Annotated in this window: 18 protein-coding genes; 10 read left to right on the top strand and 8 right to left on the bottom strand. The window is 60.0% G+C overall.

Going from position 1 to position 21639, the window contains the following annotated elements; translation table 11 throughout:
• Positions 1-22 precede the first annotated feature (22 nt).
• Together HMPREF2845_RS01885 and rarD are read left to right on the top strand one after the other, a co-directional pair.
• Positions 23-1360, top strand: coding sequence for a DUF6882 domain-containing protein (locus tag HMPREF2845_RS01885; protein ID WP_070633752.1), 1338 nt, complete (start codon positions 23-25; stop codon positions 1358-1360).
• A gap of 188 nt (positions 1361-1548) precedes the next feature.
• The gene (gene rarD, locus HMPREF2845_RS01880; RefSeq protein WP_005504799.1) at positions 1549-2520 is read left to right on the top strand and encodes an EamA family transporter RarD; all 972 of its coding nucleotides are present in this window, start codon (positions 1549-1551) and stop codon (positions 2518-2520) included.
• Between the two features lie 114 nt (positions 2521-2634).
• Here the strand turns inward: rarD and HMPREF2845_RS09080 are convergent, their stop codons facing one another.
• The 4 genes from HMPREF2845_RS09080 to HMPREF2845_RS01865 form a co-directional block, all read right to left on the bottom strand.
• Complete coding sequence (locus HMPREF2845_RS09080) at positions 2635-2778, bottom strand: methionine/alanine import family NSS transporter small subunit (protein ID WP_005504798.1); 144 nt, start codon at positions 2776-2778, stop codon at positions 2635-2637.
• An 8-nt stretch (positions 2779-2786) separates the two neighbouring features.
• A complete protein-coding gene (locus HMPREF2845_RS01875; RefSeq protein WP_005504797.1) occupies positions 2787-4370 on the bottom strand; it encodes a sodium-dependent transporter in 1584 nt (527 codons plus the stop codon).
• Positions 4371-4752: 382 nt separating this feature from the next.
• Positions 4753-5814, bottom strand: a complete 1062-nt coding sequence (locus HMPREF2845_RS01870; RefSeq protein ID WP_070633751.1) for a polyprenyl synthetase family protein — start codon at positions 5812-5814, stop codon at positions 4753-4755.
• A 54-nt stretch (positions 5815-5868) separates the two neighbouring features.
• On the bottom strand, positions 5869-6600 hold the full coding sequence (locus tag HMPREF2845_RS01865; protein WP_005504795.1) for a demethylmenaquinone methyltransferase: 732 nt from the start codon (positions 6598-6600) through the stop codon (positions 5869-5871).
• Between the two features lie 255 nt (positions 6601-6855).
• On the opposite strand from HMPREF2845_RS01865, the gene HMPREF2845_RS01860 reads away from it, so the two are divergent.
• From HMPREF2845_RS01860 to HMPREF2845_RS01850, 3 genes are all read left to right on the top strand, one after another.
• Positions 6856-7695: an ABC transporter substrate-binding protein gene (locus HMPREF2845_RS01860; protein WP_070633750.1), complete on the top strand. Its 840-nt coding sequence runs from the start codon at positions 6856-6858 to the stop codon at positions 7693-7695.
• A gap of 132 nt (positions 7696-7827) precedes the next feature.
• Entirely contained in the window at positions 7828-8631 is an 804-nt protein-coding gene (locus HMPREF2845_RS01855) for an amino acid ABC transporter permease (RefSeq protein WP_005504788.1), read from the top strand.
• Positions 8632-8664: 33 nt separating this feature from the next.
• Entirely contained in the window at positions 8665-9444 is a 780-nt protein-coding gene (locus tag HMPREF2845_RS01850) for an amino acid ABC transporter ATP-binding protein (RefSeq protein ID WP_049349160.1), read from the top strand.
• 101 nt (positions 9445-9545) lie between these two features.
• On the opposite strand, the gene HMPREF2845_RS01845 is transcribed toward HMPREF2845_RS01850, so the two are convergent.
• From HMPREF2845_RS01845 to HMPREF2845_RS01835, 3 genes are all read right to left on the bottom strand, one after another.
• The gene (locus HMPREF2845_RS01845) at positions 9546-10379 is read right to left on the bottom strand and encodes an oxidoreductase (protein WP_049327512.1); all 834 of its coding nucleotides are present in this window, start codon (positions 10377-10379) and stop codon (positions 9546-9548) included.
• 250 nt (positions 10380-10629) lie between these two features.
• A complete protein-coding gene (locus tag HMPREF2845_RS01840) occupies positions 10630-11007 on the bottom strand; it encodes a cupin domain-containing protein (protein WP_049341046.1) in 378 nt (125 codons plus the stop codon).
• A 167-nt stretch (positions 11008-11174) separates the two neighbouring features.
• The gene (locus tag HMPREF2845_RS01835; protein WP_070633749.1) at positions 11175-12839 is read right to left on the bottom strand and encodes a phosphatase PAP2 family protein; all 1665 of its coding nucleotides are present in this window, start codon (positions 12837-12839) and stop codon (positions 11175-11177) included.
• A gap of 293 nt (positions 12840-13132) precedes the next feature.
• Here HMPREF2845_RS01835 and HMPREF2845_RS01830 point away from each other — a divergent pair, with 293 nt between their 5' ends.
• From HMPREF2845_RS01830 to HMPREF2845_RS01820, 3 genes are all read left to right on the top strand, one after another.
• Entirely contained in the window at positions 13133-14176 is a 1044-nt protein-coding gene (locus HMPREF2845_RS01830; RefSeq protein WP_070633748.1) for an o-succinylbenzoate synthase, read from the top strand.
• A 78-nt stretch (positions 14177-14254) separates the two neighbouring features.
• Complete coding sequence (gene menD / locus HMPREF2845_RS01825) at positions 14255-16105, top strand: 2-succinyl-5-enolpyruvyl-6-hydroxy-3-cyclohexene-1-carboxylic-acid synthase (protein WP_070633747.1); 1851 nt, start codon at positions 14255-14257, stop codon at positions 16103-16105.
• Positions 16106-16381: 276 nt separating this feature from the next.
• A complete protein-coding gene (locus HMPREF2845_RS01820) occupies positions 16382-17401 on the top strand; it encodes a glycosyltransferase (RefSeq protein ID WP_049341039.1) in 1020 nt (339 codons plus the stop codon).
• 108 nt (positions 17402-17509) lie between these two features.
• On the opposite strand, the gene HMPREF2845_RS01815 is transcribed toward HMPREF2845_RS01820, so the two are convergent.
• Positions 17510-18418, bottom strand: a complete 909-nt coding sequence (locus tag HMPREF2845_RS01815; RefSeq protein WP_049356271.1) for an MBL fold metallo-hydrolase — start codon at positions 18416-18418, stop codon at positions 17510-17512.
• Positions 18419-18726: 308 nt separating this feature from the next.
• Here HMPREF2845_RS01815 and gluQRS point away from each other — a divergent pair, with 308 nt between their 5' ends.
• Positions 18727-19734, top strand: a complete 1008-nt coding sequence (gene gluQRS / locus HMPREF2845_RS01810; protein ID WP_070633746.1) for a tRNA glutamyl-Q(34) synthetase GluQRS — start codon at positions 18727-18729, stop codon at positions 19732-19734.
• Between the two features lie 381 nt (positions 19735-20115).
• The gene (putP, locus tag HMPREF2845_RS01805) at positions 20116-21603 is read left to right on the top strand and encodes a sodium/proline symporter PutP (protein ID WP_070633745.1); all 1488 of its coding nucleotides are present in this window, start codon (positions 20116-20118) and stop codon (positions 21601-21603) included.
• Positions 21604-21639 lie beyond the last annotated feature (36 nt).

The raw sequence follows: 21639 nt of genomic DNA, 5'->3' as shown, positions 1-21639 counted from the left end.
AAAAGGTTGATAATCTTGAAGCATGACGAATTCTCTGCAGGACCTTATCGACGCATCGATCTTTATCTCCACCGAGTACCAGGCTCGACTCGCCGAGCTCGTGGGTACCTCCGAGTGGAACGTGGATTTCACCTCCCAGTCTCTGGACTTTGAGACCACTCCCCCGCTCTCGCTCAAGCCGCATCTGCTGGGCACTGAATCTGAGAACCGCGGTACTTGGATTTGGTCTTGGCAGCAGCTGGGCTACTTCCCCGACTCCGTTGTTTCTGCCGCTATTCAGGCGCGTGAAACCGGTGAGCGTGACGGTCTGGTTGAGCTGACCACCGACGAGCTGCCCCTCTCCGAGTCTCTGGCACGCCGCCTGACCCTGGCGACCAAAACCATCAGTGGCCTGTACGCACACTACCCGCTACCCGCGGGCGCTGGCGTGCGCGCATGGACCCTGCTGGAGGGTGCTGAGCTGACCCTCGAGGCACCGACCTACAAGGGTATTGGCCGCGTCATTGCTAAGACCCTGCAGAGCGAAGAGGTACACAACCAGGTTCTGGCGGTGGACTCCTACGCTCAGCAGCGTGGCTTCCACATTGCTTGGGACACCGAGGCAACCGCCGTTCTGACCGCAACCGACGGTGCCCTGCGCCTGTGGTTCGACGAGGGCCGTATCAGCGGCATCGAGCAGGCTGAACCTCAGGTTGGCCCCGAGGTACTGGAGCAGTGCGCAGCCGCTGCCGCACAGCGTCGCGAATCCCTCGCGGCACTGCGCGCCGAGATTGAGCGCGTGGCAGCCGCTGAAGCAGCCGCTCAGAACGCACAGCGCGAGCAGGAGGCAGCAGAACGCGCCGCCGCACGTGCCGAGGCTGAGGCTGAGCGCGCCGTCGAGATCGCCGAGCACGCACCGATCGCAGAGACCGAGGTACCCGGCGTCGAGAGCACCGAAAACCTCTACCCCGCCGACGAAGCTCCCTTCGACCAGGAGCCGGCAGAGTACGCAGAGCCCGGCCTGGTCACCGTGGAGACCCTGCCCGGCGAGTACGAGGCAGAAGAGACCGAACAGGCTCGCGTCTACACCGATGAGTCCATCGGCGCCGAGCAGCCCGAGTACGAGACCGTTGAGGCTTCCGCAGAGTACGCTGAAGAGCCGGTCGCCGCTGAGACTGCAGCTGAGCAGCCCGTCGAGGTCGAGCAGGATGCAGCAGAATACGAAGAGCAGCACGTGGAGCCCATCCGCAACGCTGGCGCAGCTCCCGATCTGCAGGCAGAACACGAAGAGGCAGCCCGCCGCGAGCAGGAAGAAACTGCACGCCGCGAGGCAGAGCAGCCCAAGAAGAAGGGCTTCTTCTCCCGCTTCTTCGGTCTCTAAACCGAATACGCAGCATTCCTCAGGCGCGGTATCCTCGTGGTACCGCGCCTGCGGCGTCCCTAGCGTATGCTGCACCCCGTATCGGGTACAGTAGTGTGCGCGCATCGAAACCTGTGTGGGTACCCAGCTGGCGCATCCCGATGAATAGCTTAGAAGAACGTAACCGAAGAATCAGGTCAGACGAAACCATGTCAGAAACGCAGAAGCACACCACCCGTAACGGGTTTATCACCATCATCGGCACCTACATCATTTGGGGTCTGCTCCCCCTGTATTTTGTGCTGATGGCGCCGGCAGGCCCGATTGAGATTGTGGTGGCGCGAGTGGTCTTCTCCCTCATTTTCTGCGCCCTGCTACTACCGATTTTGCGGGCAACCGCGGACTTCCGCCGCGCCCTCAAGGACCGCCGCATCATGCTGGTGCTGACGGCGGCATCGTTCCTCATCTGCGCGAACTGGCTCATCTACGTGATGGCAACAACCAGCGGTCACACGATTGATGCGTCCCTGGGATATTTCATTAACCCGCTGGTCTCCGTGGTGCTGGGCGTGATTTTCCTGCAGGAGCGCCTGCGCGCCGCGCAGTGGGTATCCGTCGCGATTTCATGTATCGCGGTGCTGATGATGAGCCTCATCTACGGTCAGGTGCCCTGGACGGGTCTGGGCTTGGCGTTCTCCTTCGGCATCTACGGCCTGCTCAAGGCACGCGTAGCCCACGATGTCAGCCCTATTATTTCGCTGTCTCTAGAGACTTTTATCCTGGCGCCTCTGGGCATAGCAGCGTTGCTTGTGCTGAACGCGCAGGGGCAGATGACTCTCTTCAGTGAGGGTCCCGGACATTTCTGGCTCCTCGCCTCCACCGGCGTGGTCACCGTTGTGCCGCTCATGCTCTTTGCGGCGGCCACCAAGGCTCTACCGCTGTCAGTCATTGGCATGGTGCAGTACCTAGGCCCGACCATCCAGTTTGTTCTGGCGCTGACCGTTCTGCACGAGCAGATGAGCGCCGATAAGGTGCTGGGTCTGAGCCTCATCTGGATTGCGCTCATCATTTTCACCGTGGATGCGCTACGCGCCTCCCGCTCCTACCGCGCCTCCGCGCTGTCCGACCCGGAAACCGGCATGATCCCGCTGGTACAGGCTGAAGACGTACAGAGCAAGTAGCCCTCCCCAACCCGGCTAAAACACTGTCCCGCACAAAATACACTCCCGTATACAACAAAGTGATGCCCCGCAGACCTTAGCCTGCGGGGCATCACTTTATATCGCGTTCACACTCTAAAGCTCAGAACCCTGAGCTTCAGCAGCATCGTCGAGAGCATCCAGATCCGGATGACGGTGCAGGTTCAGCAGAGCCAAACCCAGGCCACCCCAAATGATCAGGATTGCCACAACGAGCATCACAATTGCGGAGATAGACATGAGGGCTCCTAACGGGTAATGGTCGAATCAACGTGGCCGTGCTCCACCTGACCGGAAATCACCGGAGGTGCCGGCGGCTCTTCAGCCGCACGAGACTTCTTCGACCAGGGCAGAAGAGAAACAACGATCGCACCAACCAGAAGCAGTGCGCTCATACCCCAACCGAAAATCGCCAGCAGATCCGCGGGGTAACCCTCATACGGGGTCGCAATCAGCTTGATAACGCTCTGAATCAGAGAGTAACCCAGAATCAGCGGGGTCACGACAGCCAGCAGACCCATCCAGATCTTGCCGACCTTGATGGAGGAGTAGCGGTTCAGGTGATCAGCCAGAGCGGGCAGTGCGCGCACCACGTATGCAACCACGATAATGGCGCACAGGCCAGCTGCCAGAATGCCGAAGAGGTTCACGAAGTTATCGAGAATATCCAGCACGTACAGGCCGGTGGTGGTCGGCATCAGCAGCAGCGAAATCAGAGCCATCGGAACAATCACCAGAATGGTAGACGCCAGACGGGAGGTCGCGAACTTATCCTGAATACCGGCGATAATCACCTCAAGAATTGAAATGAGGGAGGTGAAACCAGCAAAGAGCAGGGAGCCGAAGAAGAGGATACCGATCAGCACGCCGCCGGGCGCCTGAGAAATAATGGTCGGGAACGCGATGAACGCCAGACCAATACCGCTGGTCGCAACCTCGCTCACCTGGGTGCCAGCAGCCTGAGCCATGAAGCCCAGAGCCGCGAACACACCAATACCAGCAAGAAGTTCGAAACCGGAGTTCGCGAAACCAACCACAGCACCGGAACCGGTCAGGTCAGTCTTAGGCTTCAGGTAGGAAGAGTAGGTGACCATAATGCCGAAGCCAATGGACAGCGAGAAGAAAATCTGGCCGTACGCAGCAACCCACACGTCCGGGTTAGCCAGGGAGTCCCAGCTGGGGGTGAACAGAGCGTTCAAGCCGTCCACAGCGCCGGGCAGGGTCAGCGAGTAAATCACCAAACCAACGAACATGACCAGCAGCAGCGGGATGAAGATAATGTTGGCTGCGCCCACGCCCTTCTGAACGCCCAGAGCCATCACAGCAAGCAGAACGCCCCACACCAGAACCATGGGAATCAGGATGTTCATGTTGAAGTCCAAGGAGACGCCGGGGTCCTTTGCGACCTTCAAGAACTCGCCCTGGAAGAACGCCTTCGGGTTATCGCCCCACTCATTCGTGAAAGAGAAAACCATGTAACGCAGAGCCCACGCCACAATAGCGGCGTAGTAGATAGCGATGACGAAGTTAATACCCATGTGCCACCAGCCGATGAACTCAGTCTTACGGTTCAGACGGCGGAAAGCCAGCGGGGACGACGCACGCGCACGGTGACCGATCGCGTAGTCAAAGAACAGGAAGGTCAGACCGGCGGTCAGCAGGGCGACAATGTAGGGAATCATGAAGGCGCCGCCGCCGTTATCAAATGCGATGTAGGGGAAACGCCAAATATTGCCCAGACCAACAGCAGAACCGATGGCGGCAAAGATAAAGACGCGACGGCTAGAGAAGCCTTCGCGCTTCGTGGGCGCCTTAGGGGTAGATGCTCCCATAGTTGTAAACCTCGAATGTGTGGGGACGCGGATGGTTGGTGCGAGAATAACCCGTCGGGGTGGGTGGGGCTCTGCTCGCGTCCAGAAATAGTAAACGGCTCTCCAACACGGGTTGGGCGTGGGAGCCGTCAAACGTCTGAAGGGTGGATGTGCGCCTCAGGCATGCCTATAAGGATTACCTTAAAGGCATATAGCGGTCAAGGAGACCCCAGCATACGGAACTATGCGGGACAGGGCACTCGCTCACACCCACCCTGAAAACCGGTACTGACTAGCCATAATGCAGAAAACCCCCGCTGAATCCAGTCAGATTCAGCGGGGGTTTTGAAGTATGAGACGCATCAGCGCTTACGCCAGCGCACACGCTACGTGGTGAGGTATTTTAGCCCTCGCGGTGAACCACAGCGTGAGCGAAGGACTCCAGCGCAGCCTTCGCGGTGGACTCGGGCAACGGAGCAATCGCGGCAATTGCGCGGTCCGCCCAGTCGTAGGCAATCTGCCATGCTTCCTGGGTGACCGGGTGAGCGGCGAGCGCCTCCACAGCGGTCTCCAGAGCCTCGTCGGAGCTGAGGTCGGCATCCAGCAGTGCACGAACCTTGATAGCAGATTCGTCACCGGCGGCTACCGCGCGGTCCAGCAGGATGGTCGGCAGGGTGGGCACGCCCTCGCGCAGGTCGGTGCCGCGGGTCTTACCGCTGGTCTTGCCGTCGCTCACAATGTCAATCACGTCGTCAGCGAGCTGGAATGCCACGCCGACCAGCTCGCCGTACGCCTTGACCATGGAGATAACGTCTTCGGAAGCACCCGACAGCAGGGAGCCGTACTCGCCGGCTGCGGCAATCAGGGAGCCGGTCTTACCCTCAATAACCGCGATGTAGTGGTCCAGCAGATCCTGACCCTCACGGGGGCCAGTGGTCTCAAAGAGCTGACCGAGCACCAGACGCTCAAAGGTCTGGGACTGAATCTTCATGGGGCGGGTACCCAGCTCGGAGACCAGCAGGGATGCGCGGGAGAAGATCAGGTCGCCGGTCAGAATTGCGACGGAGTTGCCCCAAATCATCTGGGCGCTGTCCACGCCGCGGCGCTTGGGGGCGTCGTCCATAACATCGTCGTGGTAGAGGGTTGCCAGGTGGGTCAGCTCAACGACCACGGCGGCTTCGATGACGTCATCGTTGATTTCGCCGTCTACGGCTGCGCAGAGCAGCGCCAGCAGGGGGCGCACGCGCTTGCCGCCCGCGGAGAGCAGGTGACGGGATGCTACGTCCGCCAGGTGGTCGGTCTGTGCGATGGCTTCTGCCAGGCGCTCCTCAATACGTGCGAGGGAGGAAAGAATCTGCGGACCCAGCTTGGGGTCTGCGGCGATGAGTTCGAAGCCTGCGGGAAGCTTCAGGTCGAGGTCTCCCAGCAGGTCGGTTGCGGCAATGGGCTGCTCTGCGTTGCTCACGGTGTCTTCTATCTTCTTGGTGTTGGTGTCTTCGGTGGTGTGTGAACGCGGTGTCTATGCGTTGTGTGCTTCGGGCTTGAAACCGCGGTGAATGGCGACGATGCCGCCGGTCAGGTTGCGGTACTGTACGGAGGTGAAGCCCGCCTCCTTGAACTTCTGCGCCAGTTCCTGCTGGTTGGGCCAGGTGATGATGGACTCGGCGAGGTATTCGTAGGATTCGGGGTTGGAGGAGATTGCGCGGGCAATCGGCGGGATCGCCTTCATGATGTAGTTCTTGTAGACCGCGCCGAAGGGGGCGAAGGTCGGGGTGGAGAACTCGAGGATGACGATGCGTCCGCCGGGCTTGAGTACGCGGTAGATTTCGCTCAGTGCCTTGGGGTAGTTGGCGACGTTGCGCAGACCGTAGGACATGGTCACTGCGTCGAAGGTTTCGTCATCGAAGGGTAGGGCGGTGACGTCTGCCTGCACGAAGGTCATGTCGGGGCGACGGCGGCGGCCCACGTCGAGCATGCCTTCGGAGAGGTCTGCTGCGATAACGTCTACGCCGGCGTCGGCGAAGGGTTCGGAGGAGACGCCTGTACCTGCGGCTACGTCCAGCACTTTCTGGCCGGGGTGCGCGTCTACGGCTGCGACTGCCTGCTTGCGCCAGTAGATGTGCTGGCCGAGGGAGAGGATGCCGTTCATGAGGTCGTAGCGTTCGGCGACGGTATCGAACATGGCGGCGATGTCGCTGGTTTTCTTGTCTAGGGTTGCGCGGGTTGCGCGGGTGTTCTTCTCTGCGTTCACGCTCTCAATTGTGGCATGGAGGTTACTAGATTCGATAGTTGGGTAAACCGTAGTAGTGTCGCACGGTGCGTTAAGGTGCGTTCCGGAGTGGTTTTCGAGTTGCTAATTCGGGGTTTTATTCAGTTTTTGGGGGTGTGAATTATGCATATTCAGCAAAAATTTATGAATATTTATGTGTATGCTTGCATTTTTTAACATAGGCGCGCACAATAGACCATAGATTTCATAGAGCACACCCCACACAGGAGCATCCCAATGAACACCGCATCCCTCAAGAAGGCATCCCTCAAGCCCCTCGCACTGCTGGCAGTACTACCCCTGGCACTGACCGGCTGCGTCTCCACTGCCAACGAGAACTCCGACGCCAACGGCGAGGTCAGCCTCGTCAAGTCCGGCACCCTCAGCGTCTGCACCAACACCCCCTACAAGCCCTTCGAATACGAAGAAAACGGCACCATCGTCGGCCTGGACGCAGACATCGCCAACGCTATCGCCTCCGACCTGGGCGTGAAGGCTCAGCTGACCTCCATCAGCTTCGAGGGTCTGGACTCCGGTACCGGTCTTGCCACCGGTCAGTGCGATATCGCCCTGGCGGGTATCGGCGTGACCGATGAACGTAAGAGCAAGATGGAATTCACCACCGTCTACTTCGACGACAACCTGGCAATCCTGGTCCCCAAGGGTTCCTCCATCACCTCCGCCGCAGACCTGAAGGGTGTCAGCGTTGGTGCGCAGCAGGCAACCAGCGGTGAAACCTACGCCAAGGAAAACGGTGCAGAGGTCATCCAGTACGAAGACACCTCCCTCATGTTCTCCGCCCTGAAGACCGGTCAGGTCAAGGCAGTCGCAGCGAACCTCTCCGTGGTGTCCGAGGCACTGACCAATGACCCGGACTCCTTCAAGATCGCCTACCAGGATTCCGAGAACACCGAGCAGATTGCCGCAGCAGTTTCCTCCAATAACAAGGCACTGCTGGCCAAGGCTAACGCAACCATCGACAAGCTCAAGAAGAACGGCGAGCTCGACAAGATGAAGGCCAAGTGGGTGGGCACCACCTCCTCGACCTCCGCGAGCGCCTCTTCCTCCGCTTCCTAAGCATCTAGCAGGTTAGCCTCTCCCCCAATTCAGGAGTACCCTTATTACTTTTGGGTTGGGGGATTCTCCGGCCTTCACCCTTGTGAGCGTATAAAACGCTCTTGACCGAACAGCACACGGATAAGAAAGCGCATGTCCTCTAAACTCTCACCCCGTCAGAAGCAGAAGCTCTTCCGCTACGCACAGTACGCCCTTCTGGCGGTTATCGCCCTGGCAGCCATTCTTTTGGCTGACTGGAAGACCCTCAGCCAGCAGGTATTCAACCTGGACGTTGCGGCTCAGCAGTTCCCCGACGTCATCACCGTGGCATTGAAGAACACCCTGCTGTACACCACCTTGGGCTTCATCGTGGGTCTCTCCGGTGGTCTGCTGCTCGCGCTCATGCGTATTTCCTCTATCGCCCCCTACCGTTGGATTGCGACCCTGTACGTGGAGCTTTTCCGCGGCATCCCGGCGCTGCTGGTTTTCTTCGCGTTCGGTTACGGTATTCCCCTGGCGTTCAAGATCCGCTTCGTGGATAACCTGATTCCGGTGACCCTGTCCCTGGGTATGGTTTCGGCAGCCTACATTAGTGAGGTTCTGCGTGCGGGCCTGCAGGCGATCCCGAAGGGCCAGATGGAGGCGGCACGCTCCCTGGGTATGTCCCACACTCGCGCGATGATTTCGATCATTATTCCCCAGGCGTTCCGAGTGGTTCTACCCCCGCTGACCAACGAGGTTATCCTGCTGACCAAGGACTCCTCCCTCGTGTACCTGCTGGGCGTGACGGTTTCTCAGTACGAGCTGGCGAAGTTCGGCCGTGAGGGCCTGACCGCCGCTAACGCGGGCCTGACTCCCCTGGTGGTTGCGGGTCTGTGCTACCTGATTATCACTGTTCCGCTGGGCCAGCTCTCCGCATACTTTGAGCGCCGCACCCAGCTTGCGGGCCGCAAGTAAGCGCAACGACAAATACGGATTACGGAAGATACTATGACTGCTTCAACTTCATCCATGGCCGCCTCCTCGGTGCGCATTTCTAACCTGCACAAGTCTTACGGCAAGGTTCAGGTTCTCAAGGGCATTGACATGCAGGTCGAGCCGGGCGAGGTCGTGTGCCTTATCGGTCCTTCGGGTTCCGGTAAGTCCACCCTGCTGCGTTGCGTGAACCTGCTGGAGGAGCCGAATGACGGCACCATCATGGTGGGCGATACCGAGGTCACCGACCCGGATGTAGACATTAACCGCGTGCGTACCCACATGGGTATGGTGTTCCAGCAGTTCAACCTGTTCGGCCACCTGAACATTCTGGATAACTGCACTATCGCTCAGATTAAGGTTCTGGGTCGTTCCAAGGCGGAGGCGGAGGCGGTTGCCCTCGAGCAGCTCGCCAAGGTTGGTCTGGAGGGCAAGGAAGACCGCTTCCCGGCTCAGCTGTCCGGTGGTCAGCAGCAGCGTGTGGCTATTGCGCGTGCGCTGTCCATGAACCCGGACCTGATGCTCTTCGATGAGCCGACCAGTGCACTCGACCCAGAGATGGTCGGCGAGGTTCTGAGCATTATGCGCAACCTTGCTGACGAGGGCATGACCATGATTGTGGTGACCCACGAGATGGCATTCGCCCGCGAGGTCGCCGATAAGGTCGTCTTCATGGCCGATGGCGTGGTCGTGGAGGAGGGTCCCGCCGATCAGGTGATTGGCAACCCCCAGCACGAACGTACTCAGGCTTTCTTGGCGCGCGTGCTCGATCCGACCCACGCCGTAGTAGACTAGTACTAGCTCTTGAAAAACGTAGCGGGCGGTGCTGTACGAAACATTCTGTTTCGCGCAGCACCGCCCGCTTTTTAATGCTCTAGTTCGCGGCTATTTCGGTTCTAGAAGATACGGCGCGCAACCTTGTCAAAGAGACGGTCGGGCAGCACGGTATGCAGGAACACGGAGGGCTTAGCGCCGAATCCCACGAGGTAGCGGGTCTTGGGGCGGCGCGCCTCCAGGGCTCGCAGAATAGCGTTAGAGATAACCTTGGGCTCTGAGAGGTTGGAGGACGGCGAGTAGAGCTTACGCATATTTGCCGCAACCCGCTGCGCCTGAGCCGCGTAGACACCGTTTCGGGAGGATTCCTCGAGGTGGTCTGCCGCGATGAGTCCCCAGGGGGTTTTGATGCCGCCGGGCTCGATAATGACCACGTCAATACCGAACTCTTCAACTTCCATGCGCAGTGCATCGCTGAACGCCTCGAGGGCGTACTTGGTGGCGTGGTACCAGGCACCCAGGGGCGAGGTAATACGCCCCGCCATTGAGGAGATATTCAGGATGCGCCCGCTACCCCGTGCGCGCATATGCGGCAGCACCAGCTGGGTGAGGCGCGCGAGGCCGAAGAGGTTCACCTCGAACTGGCGGCGTGCCTCGTCGATGGGGACGTCTTCAATAGCACCGTAGGATCCGTAGCCAGCGTTGTTGATGAGCACGTCAATGCGGCCTTCTGCATCAATGATCTGCTGCACGGCGGCTTCCATGGACGCCTCATCGGTAACGTCCAGGCTGAGCGCTTTCACGCCCTCGGAGGCGAGCTCTTCAATCTTCTCAACGCGGCGGGCAGCACCGTAGACGGTGTAGCCGTAGCGCACCAGTAGCGGCGCCACGTCGTAGCCGATACCGGAGCTGGCGCCGGTGAGAAGAACAACGGGGCGTTGCAGTGACTTGGGCATTGCGTATCCTTTCGGGTTGCTCCCCTTTCGGGTTGTTCCCTGCAGTGGTAGCGGGCATATTAGCGGGCGGGTACTTTCAGGGTACGCTCACGCGGGGTGAACCGGCGTGCAGAAAGCTCAGGGCGTAGCGTGAGGGTATTCTCACCGGCATATGTGAGGGCAGGAAGACAGAGAAAAAGCTCGCCGCGGCATCCTGTGCAGATGCGGCGGCGAGCTAAGGTTTTGGGGTCAGGGGTTTAGAGGCCGGGGTTTAGACCTCTTCGACGTCGATGTTAACCTTGGGTTCGGGGTGCGATTCGCCGGTCAGCATGGTCACTAGCAGGGTGGAGTCCTTCACGGCGCGCAGGGAGTGCAGCAGCTTGGCGGTCACGTGAATCGGCTTGCCGGGTACCAGGGTAATATCGCGGTCCTTCACGTGGAAGATAACTTCACCCTTGAGCACCTGCACGAAGACGGGGTGGACGCTGTGGTGCTCGTGCCAGGACTGGCCTGCAGCCAGTTCCATGAGGGTCAGGTTGCCGCCGTCGGCATCAACGATCTTGCGGGCCTGGGGCTTATCTTCAAAGGGGGTCAGCGCTTCGGTGAGCTGGGGGAATACGAGGACGCGGCCTTCATGGGCACCTGCCATGGTACGCACCTTTCTCTTCAGGGGTGAGTGAAAGGGGGCGCGCACCCCCTCTCTAATATTGGTATTAAAAATACTAAATTTCTTATATTGTATTCCCCTCCCCGCACCCGGACAATATCTCAGCTCACATCAAGCTGAAACATCCCGCGCAAGGAGGGGAACAACATTTACTGATAACTCCACACCTTCGAATAGGCGGAGCGATTACTATTACGCGGACGCAACAGGTTCACCATCAACGCCGTCGTACCAAAGCTCACCGCAATAATCATGCAGGTCGCCGCGGTAAACGCACCACCGGGAATCGGCGCAAAAATCGCAATCAGATACAGGATGACCGCGCAGAACGACAGGAACAGCGTCGCAATCGTCATCAACGGCACCAGCACCAAACCACCGCGCGCCGGCACCGCAAAATCTGCCGGACGCACATAACGCAACACGCCCATACCCACGACCGTCCAGATGGCGGTGACCAGAATAGCGGTCACCACATCCGCCGGGCGATGCCAACCGTTAATAATCGTGGAGGCACCCGTCAGGCAGGTCGCCAACGCCGCGCAGAGAGCCACCGTGGGCCGCAAAAAACGAGGCGCCGCTAGGAAGAGCGCCGCGCCAGCCGCCGCCGCGAAGGTCGTGTGGCCACTGGGCGCCGAGTTGCTCAGCGCCTCCTGAACACCCAGGTCGGGCTTCACGATCAGGTAGTGCTTGAGCAGATACGTACTCGTCACCGCCGCAGCCCCAACTAGCACGCCAATCAGCGAGGGCAGGAACCGGTGCTTCCAAATCAGCACCGCAATCAGACCCAGCACCGCAATCACACCAACAATCGTGGGCAAAGAATCCAACGCCGTCAGGGTCGGACCGCGGTAACTCTTGAACTGGTTCGCGTACTCGGTGTACGCCTGCTCATCAACCTGCTGGCCGGTCGCCGTATAAATGAAGAACACGAACGCGCCGTAGAGAGACAGGCCCAAGAACAGCAACGCCATCACGTGACGCATCAAAATACCGGTACTCGGAAGATGATGCCCCTGCTCTTCGCCGGGACGATTCACCGGGCGACCCGAAGCATCCACGGGAACCTGACCGGTCTGAACATACGCACCGTTCGGGTAGGCAGCGGCAGGATACGCCTCGGGAGGATAAGCCACCGGCTGCTGAGGTGCCTGCGGAGGCATCGCACGCGTGGGAAGAGGCTGTTGAGCACCCATCTGAGGCGCACCCATTGGGGAGGCACCCATCTGATTGTTCAGCGGGAAACCGCTCACCGGAGGCTTCGGCGGATCGAGGCGGCGCGTAGCCTGCATCGGCTCATCCGCGCTGTAGTTCCCCTGAGAGGCGCGTTCCTGCGGCGAGGGAATCGTCTCAGGAATCTTAATGGGGGCACGGTAAACGCGCGGCAAAGGACGGGTCGCACCAATAACCTCTGAGGTGTCGGGGTGCGAAGAAATAACTTCGGTATTCGCCGATTCAGCGTTCGCGGAACCGGTATTCATGGAACCTGCAGGCGCAGTTTTGTTAGCCGGCGAGGAACCGTAATCCGTCAAAACTTTCGTGCGGTCATCACTGTGCGCAGTAGCAGGGGTAGCCGTCTCGTGGGAGGCGAGCACCTGGGTAGCGTCCTGATAATCAGAAAGCACCGCAGTCGGGTCCTGATAATCGGAGAGAACCGCAGTCTCATCAGAGGAAAACACCGTAGTGGGCGCGTTATCGGCAGCGGCTGCACGCACGTCATCGGGGTGAAGCACACTGGTAGCGTCGAGGTTTTCGGAGCTCTCCCAACCGGAGTTTCCCGAACCTGATGTATTCGCTTGCGGTGTCTTCTTCATAACCCTTCGTCCCTTCTCGCCCTCATGTCTGTTAGCCATACCCGAGCCCGCCGATGCCAGCCCCTCAAAACAGTAGCCCCCAAGCTGCCGTTTTATGCGAAGCACCGTCCGAGTTCTCGGGCGAATAACTACCTACTATCCCAGGTTAAGCTATGAAAAACTAAAGTTTTTTCGACCACAACCTGAGAGTTTCCAGAGAATGCGTGACAGGGTGCGAGCGCACCCACCCGCCCCCGGAATGTTATGGTGAGCTCATAGCGCATCACAGAAGGGCAGATACCTTGAACACCAGTATGAGCGTGCCGCCTCTCGGCTACGGTTTTCACCTCACGAACACTCCCCTGCCGCCGCTACAGGAGGTTCTGGAGAACCTGTTCACGGTCGAAATTCCGATGACGGTCACCTTCCGTGGGGTCAATAGCCGCCAGAGCGCGCTGATTTGCGGCCCGTACGGCTGGGGCGAGTTCGCGCCCTTCCTCGAGTACGGTCCGCAGGAGTCTGCGGCGTGGCTTGCCTGCGCGCTGGAGGCGGCGTGGCTGCCCACCCCGGAGCCGGTGCGTACGCGCATCCCGCTGAACGCCACTCTGCCCGCAGTACCTGCGGAGCGTGTGCCGGAGGTGCTCGCCAAGTACGAGGGTGAGATTCAGGAACTGAAAATCAAGGTGGCGGAGAAGGGTCAGAGCCTCGCCGACGATATTGCCCGCGTGGCGGCGGCACGAGATGCACTCCCGAATGCACGCCTGAAGGTGGACGCGAACATGGGCTACACCCTCGCCGGTGCCCTTGAAGCGCTACGCAAGCTCTGCGAGTACGGCATTATCTACGCCGAGCAGCCCGTGGCGACCATTGAGGACATGGCTGCGCTCCGCTTTGCCATCGCCAAGGAGGGGCTGCCCGCCCGCATTGCCGCCGACGAGTCGATCCGTAAGGCGGAAGACCCGCTGAAGGTGGCTCGCGCGAACGCCGCGGACCTCATGGTTATTAAGGCGGCACCGCTGGGTGGTGTGCGTCGTGCGCTCGCGCTGGTTGAGCAGGCGCAGCTTCCGGCGGTGGTTTCTTCGGCATTGGAGTCTTCGGTGGGCATTGCCACCGGTGCCTCTCTGGCGGCCTCCCTACCTACGTTGAGGTACGGGTGCGGTCTGGGCACGGTCTCCCTCATGGCTGAGGACGTTACCGACGAGCCGCTCATCGCCCGCGACGGGTTCATGGATCTGCGCACCATCACCCCCAGCCCGCAGCGCCTGGAGCGTCTCGCCACCGACAAGCAGACCCGCCAGTGGTGGGTGGAGCGAGTCACTGCCTGCTACCGGGTACTGGAACGCGCCTCCGGACTGTGAAGACTGTAGTTATCAAGGTTGCACCCGTGAAGGGTAACCATAACTGAATGAAAAACCTTACGGCATTAGAATGGTACGGTGACTGAAAACCGCTCAACCCCCGCCATGCTCACCGCAGTATCCGTGCTCGATTCGCTGATTCGTGCCGGTATGCGGCATGTTGTCGTGTCTCCGGGATCCCGTAGCGCACCTCTTGCGTACGCTATTGCCGCCGCCGCTGAAGCCGGCGCCCTCATTGCGCACGTGCGCGTGGACGAGCGAAGTGCAGCCTTTACTGCCCTGGGTATTGCCAAGGCGTCCGGTCAGCCCGTGGGTCTGGTGTGCACCTCCGGTACGGCTCTGGGCGAGTACGTGCCCGCTGTCATGGAGGCGTACCACGCCGGCGTGCCCCTGGCGGTGCTGAGCGCGGACCGCCCGGAGCGTCTGCGCGGTAGCGGCGTGAATCAGACGACCCGTCAGGCGAGTTTCTTCCATCCTTTTGTGCGTGCTGAAGCCGATCTGACCTCCTACCCCGAGCAGGTGGAGGGCGAGCAGACTCAGGCTTTTGCCGCCTGCTTGAATGCGCTGACCGGTCGTAGCGCCGAGCACTGGCGCAAGCAGTCGGCGGAGCCGATTGGCCCGGTGCACCTGAACATTTGTTTCGATACGCCGCTGACCCCCTCTGGCCGTTTTGCGCAGATGCTGCCGCAGTGGGCGCAGAGCCTGCTGGAGGATTACGACCCGCAGGCTGAGGGCCGTGCCCGCGCCGCCCGCGCTGAAGGTTCCGGGCTCTCCAGCGCCGAGCAGCGTTGGCTTCTGGATTCTTTGGAGGCGCAGGCGGACCTGGCGGAGTTCACTCCGGCGCACCGCACCGTGGTGGTTGCCGCTGACGGTGCCGGCGAGTTTGCGGCTGAGTTCGCGCGCGTGCTGAACCTGCCGCTGTTTGCGGAGCCTTCCTCCGAGGCGCGCCACGGCGCAACCTCCATTCCTCACTACCCGCAGCTGCTCGCTGATGGTTCGTTCGCCCCCGCCGCGCAGATTGAGCGTGTGGTGCTCTTCGGCCACCCGACGCTTTCGCGCCCGATTACCGCATTGCTGGAACGCGAAGATATTCAGTGCGCGTTCTACGCCCCGCGCCGCGCCAGCTGGTACGAGCCGGGCGCTCGCTCCTTCGTGGAGCTGCCGACCCCGCGCGAGCTCGCCGAGTTTGCGTGCGCATCCTCTGCTACCGCTGATGAGCTGGTGGACGAGCTGAGCTGGCTAGAGCAGTGGGTTGAGCCCGCCCGCGAGCTGCAGGATGAGTGCCTGCGCGCCATTGCCGCCTACGAACACCCCGGTGCTGAGAGTTCAGTAGGCAGCGCTGAGAGCTCGGTTGACTACACCGATTACCGCAACCGCACCGCCGGCCGCTCCTACGCCCGCCGCGTCTGGCAGGATGCGGTGGCTCAGCGCCGCCTGCTCGTACTGGGTTCTTCAAACCTGGTGCGTGATTTGGATGCGGCAGCCCCCGCTCTGGGTGAGCCCGCCCCCGCGCGCGTGTTTGCTAATCGCGGTCTTGCCGGTATTGACGGCACGATTGCGACCGCTATTGGTGTATCCCTGTCTGGCTACTACCCTGCCGGTGTAGATGAGAACTCCCGCCCGATTATTGGTGGTGCCGCCCTGCCGGTGACCCTGCTGTGCGGCGATCTGACCTTCCAGCACGATGTGTCCTCGCTGAACCTGCCGAATACTGAGCTTCTGCCCGAACTGCGCGTTGAGGTCTTTGACGATGCCGGCGGCGGTATTTTCACGACCCTTGAACACGGTGATATGGCTCGTCAGGAGCAGTTCACCGCTGCGGTGGATCGTTTCTTCACGGTGGCTGCCGCCCCGAATACTGATTTGGCGCGTATGGCTGCCGGTTTTGGAACCGAATCGGGCGTTGAGGTGCGCATTCACACACCCTAAAGCCGTTTCTAAAGGCTGCAGGCTAAGCCCCGTGCGCAGGGTTGACCGATATACTGAAAACTACCTGTGCCGTAGCCTTCCGTGGCTGAACGCTAGCCGGTCGTAGCGGTTTCACTCGCCGCTGCATTCGCGTTTTTGCGCGCCTGCTGACGTAAGGCACCCTATCTATCATTTATTGACATTCACGCTCTTGCCGCTGATGCACACCGCCCGCGACCCGAGGTTTTACCCCGGTGAGCCCGGTGCATGCGGCGGACGTTGCCCCCAAGGATTCTCATGAGCTCACTCGATATTATTGTTGCTGTCCCCTCCGGAGCCGGTTGGGTTCCCGTACACGCCATGGCGGAGCTTCTCGCCCGCTACACCGGCGGCACCGTGCACACCGTGGATGTGGGCGCATCCCTCAGCAAGGAAACGAAGCTTCTGGCGCGTCTGCCCCGCCTCAAGGGCGGCTCGAAGCGTTGCCTGGTGATTGCTTCTGATCCCGGTCAGCTGTACGCCATTTCGCAGCGTTCCTTCGCGTTCCGCCGCTACGGCGCGGTCTACGGCTGGGTGATTGATAGCTTCTGGGATGACCGTATTCCTGCGGTGGCTAAGTCCTCCACCTACGACCGTATTTTCGTTGCGGATGTTGACGACGTTCAGCCCTGGACTGCCGCGGGCGTGAAGAACCCCGGCGTTCTGCCCTGGGGTGCGGATGTTTGGAGCAAGTTCAGCGACCGTCTGGCTACTCTGGGCTCAAAGAGCACCGACCTGCTGCGCGTGGGCCGTCAGCCCGCCGCCTACGAAGATGACGAGGCGACCGCCGCCCTCGCCGCTGAGCTGGGTCTGAGCTTTGAGGGCCGCCCGCCCTTCGGTGCAAATGACCGCGAGTCGGCTCAGCATCTGCAGGATTCGCTGAACCGCGCGAAGTTCCTGCTGGCGTTCTCCACTTCGGTCAGCCCGGCGCCGTACACTCACCCGACCAAGGAGTACATCACCGGTCGTTGGACCGATGCCCTGGCTTCGGGCGTGACCGTGGTCGGCAAGGTTCCGAACACCACCACCGTACGTGAAATCCTTTGGGATGGCGCGACCATCGACATTGATCATGCGGATGCACGCGCGGGCCTCGCGCAGGTTGCCGATGCGGTCTCCCGTTGGACCCCCGCGCAGGGTGAGCAGCAGATTCGTCAGGCGCTGCAGCACCTGGATTGGCGTCACCGTTTCGTGCAGCTTTGCGAGGCAATGGGTGAAGTCCCGGCTTCTTTGCAGGCTGATTGCGAGGCAATGCGCGCCCAGTACGTTCAGCGCTAAATACGTGCCCTAAGGTTATGGGTATATAAAAGGTGAGGGCTGGTTTCTATCATAGAAACCAGCCCTCACCTGTATTTATGCCCCATGAGGCATATTGCATACGGGGTTTTAGTACGAAGCCTGACCCAGAGTAATCGGACCCGTGAAACCACTGGTATCCGGGTGATCCGCTTCGAGGTACGCCGCTACCGGTGCGCCTTCAAGCTGAGCCAAACGATCCAGCAGGAAGCGAGTAGCACCCGGTGCATACGGCAACTTATACATTGCCGCGGTCGTCGCCTCGTCATCACGATTTAAAGTGGAGGAACGAATCGACTCAATAGCGGTCACCATGGTGTTGCGTTCACGCTCCACGAAGGTGCGGTCTACCGGCTCACCGTTACCGGGCACAAACACGCGGTAACGATCAAATTCGAGCACGGCACCGAGAGTATCAATCCAACGGTCGGGGAAAGAATCCTCAAAGTAGGGGTCGGTACCCTCTTCAATCAGACCGCCCATGAACAGCACGTCCTCTACACCGACCATAATGTCACCGTCGGTGTGGCCGGGTCCCATGTACATGAGGGTTGCGCTACGCTCACCCAGGTCGATGGGGGTGAAAGTGATGCCGTCGCCCCTATTGGCGACCAGGCGGTTGGGAACGACAATATTGGTGGCGGCACCCTGATTGTGTGCCATTTCCGGTTCCAGCGTCTCGACGTAGGGACGCTGCGCCTCACCGTATTTACGGATTGCACGCGCGGCGCGAGGATGCGCCCAGAATTCTTCGGTACCCATTGCCGCGAAAACATCGTTGCCGAAGAAACGCTCATAGTGTCCGTGAGTGTTTACAACGGTAATAGGAAGGCGCGTGAGACGGCGAACCTCATCATAAATTTCGGTTGCCTGACGGGGACCTGCGCCGGTATCTACGACTAGTGCACGCTCCAGTCCGAGGACCAGTCCGGTGTTCAGTCGGTAGTTGTCGGTCGCAATGCGGTACACGCCGTCTGCGAGTTCAATAGTACGAGCCATAGATACAACCCTACTGTAATTTTTGGTACTTGCGGGGCTATTCGGGCTTCCAGAGAACAGAAATTTACTGTTCGGTAACAATTCAAGGCAATGAAAGTGAATTATTTTGCACAAAATTATCTCTAGTGATAAGAAAGTGGTGAGCCTTATCAACCTCTCTGGATTGTTTGAACAGCACATCATCACCAAAGGAGCCCCTCGAAAAGCCCGGCGCGCATCCGTAGAAGCAATATTTATGCCACGATGCCACTCAACCTAGAGTCGTGCGCACGGTTACCCCGCATCTAACGCCCCTATAGGATAGGAGTATGACTTCTTCCCCTACCCCTCCCTCAGCTCAGCCTTTCCCCAGCGGTACCGGACGCTACGCCCCCTCCCCCTCGGGGGATTTGCATCTGGGTAATTTGCGTACCGCTATTTTGGCGTGGGCGATGGCTCGCCGCGGTGGCAAGCCCTTCTATCTGCGCGTGGAGGATTTGGATCGCGTGCGCCCGGGTGCTGCAGAGCGTCAGATTGCTGATTTGGCGGCGCTGGGCCTGGATTGGGACGCGAGCCCCGGCGCCCCGACAGAGCGCGTTGAGGGAGCCGAGATCAAAGAGGCGGGCGTACTGTATCAGAGCACGCGCCTTGCCGCCTACGAGCAGGCGGTTGCGCAGCTGCGCGAGGCGAACCTCGTCTATGAGTGCTTCTGTACCCGCCGCGAAATTCAGGAGGCTTCTAGCGCCCCGCACGGTGCGCCGGGCGCATACCCGGGCACCTGCCGTGAGCTGAGCAAGGCGCAACGGGAGGAGCGCCGTGCTCAGCGTCCGCCGGCTCTGCGCCTGCGTGCCGAGTGCACGAGCTACACGGTGCAGGATGATCTTTACGGCACCTACACGGGGCTGGTGGATGATTTTGTGTTGGTGCGCAATGATGGCACCTACGCCTATAACCTGACCTCCGTGGTGGACGATGCGTTTGTGGGGGTTGAGCAGATTGTGCGCGGTGATGATCTGCTCCCTTCGGCGCCTCGCCAGTCGTATTTGGCGCAACTTTTGGGTTTGACGCAGCCGCGTTACGCTCACGTGCCGCTGGCACTCAACGAGGAGGGTAAGCGCCTGGCGAAGCGTGACGGGGCGGTAACCCTGCCGCAGCTACGTGAGGCGGGTGTCGAGATTCCGACGATTTTGGGTTGGATTGCCGCGTCTATTCCGGTGTATAACGCTGATGGCTCCGCCCATTCCGCGGATGTTCCGGTGCCTAATGCAGCGGCGATTTTGGAGCGTTTTGACCCGGCTCGTATGGCTTCTGAGCCGTGGGTTGTGAGGGATCTCTAAGCCTCTGTGACATTGTTGTGTAACAGTTCAACACTCCGAACGGCTTTTAAATTTTTCGTTTAATTCGTTTTAGATGCATATGCCATTGAGCGTTTGCGTTGCTTTTCAACTACATATCTTTCACTCAAGTGCCCGTAACCCTGAATTCCAGGGGTTTTTCGGGCACTTTTTCGCACACGCTCCCACATTGCCCCACGTGTACGACCAAGGAATTTACACAGAAAATAAATATTTATTCCATAGCTTCTCATTCCTAGACGTCAAATAGACTTTATTTTCAGCCCCTCAAAGCCTAGACTGTATCCTATGCCACTCATAAAGTTATGGGGTAGCGCATAAATACACACGGGCGCACACTATCACCAGGAGAGAAGGAACATTATGGCCGCGAGTACATACCAGGTCATCGCGCTGGCGATTTATTTTGTTGCCATGATCGCAATCGGCCTATGGGCAAATAGCAAAAACAACAGTCTTGACGACTATGTGCTGGGCGGGCGACAGCTCTCCCCCACCGTCGCCGCTCTCTCAGCGGGCGCCTCCGACATGTCCGGTTGGCTCCTCATGGGTCTGCCCGGCGCCGTCTACCTCAGTGGCCTCTCCCAGGCATGGCTCGCCGTCGGTCTGACCATCGGCGCATGGTGCAACTGGAAGTTCGTGGCACCGCGACTGCGTAGCTACACCGAAGTAGCAGGCGACGCCGTGACCGTCCCCGTCTTCCTGAGCAACCGCCTCCATGACACCAAGCGCGTACTGCGCATCGTCTCCGGCGTCGTGATTCTGGTGTTCTTCACCTTCTACGTCTCCTCCGGCATGGTGTCCGGCGGTCTGTTCTTCAAGTCCTCCTTCGGACAGGAATACCACACCGGTATGCTCCTGCTGGCAGGCATCACCGTGTTCTACACCTTCTTCGGCGGCTTCATGGGCGCATCCTACACCGACATGGTTCAGGGCCTGCTCATGCTCGCAGCACTCATTGCCGTTCCGGTCGTCACCATTATTGACCTCGGCGGCGTGGGCCCCGTGGTTGAGTCCATCAGCCAGGTACGCCCCGACGCGCTGAGCATCTTCGCAGGCACCACCTTCGCCGGTATCGTTTCATCCCTCGCGTGGGGTCTGGGCTACTTCGGCCAGCCGCACATTATCGTGCGATTCATGGCAATGCGCACCCCCGCGGACGCTAAGTCCGGCCGCCGCATCGGCATCAGCTGGATGGTCCTGACCGTGTTCGGTGCACTGAGCGGCGCGTTCATGGGTATCGCATACTTTGCACGCCACCCCGAGGCATCCCTCACCAACCCCGAAACCGCTGAGTCGGTCTTCCTGGACCTCTCCCAGATTCTGTTCCACCCCCTCGTTGCGGGCCTGATTCTGGCTGCGGTTCTGGCGGCAATTATGTCCACCCTCTCCTCGCAGCTGATCGTGTGCTCCTCCGCTCTGGTGGAGGACCTCTACGGCATCTTCTCCTCGAAGAAGCTCAGCGCGTCCAAGTCTCTGTGGCTCGGCCGTGCAGGCGTGGCAATCGTGGCACTGGTCGCCGGTGCCCTGGCATGGAACCCCAACAGCTCCATTCTGCAGCTGGTCGCATTCGCTTGGGCTGGCTTCGGTTCGGCATTCGGCCCGACCGTTCTGCTCTCCCTCTACTGGCGTAAGCTGACCACCCAGGGTGCACTCGCCTCCATGATCACCGGTGCCGTTGTGGCATTTGCATGGGGCCAGAGCCCGATGAAGTCCGTGCTCTACGAAATGGTTCCCGGCTTCGCTTCGGCAATGCTGGTCGCAATCATCGTCTCCCTGGTCACCTACAAGAAGAACCAGGTCATTGACGAAGAGTTCGACCGCGCGGTAGAGCTCGCAAAGGTCAAGTAGCCCCTAGGTAACCAAGACTGGGTAAGGTTCCTTACC

The sequence above is a fragment of the Rothia sp. HMSC065B04 genome (assembly GCF_001812285.1).
Taxonomy (GTDB): Bacteria; Actinomycetota; Actinomycetes; order Actinomycetales; family Micrococcaceae; genus Rothia; species Rothia mucilaginosa.
The sequence above is the reverse complement of the archived record's forward strand: the minus strand, read 5'-3'. Positions and strand labels throughout refer to the sequence as shown.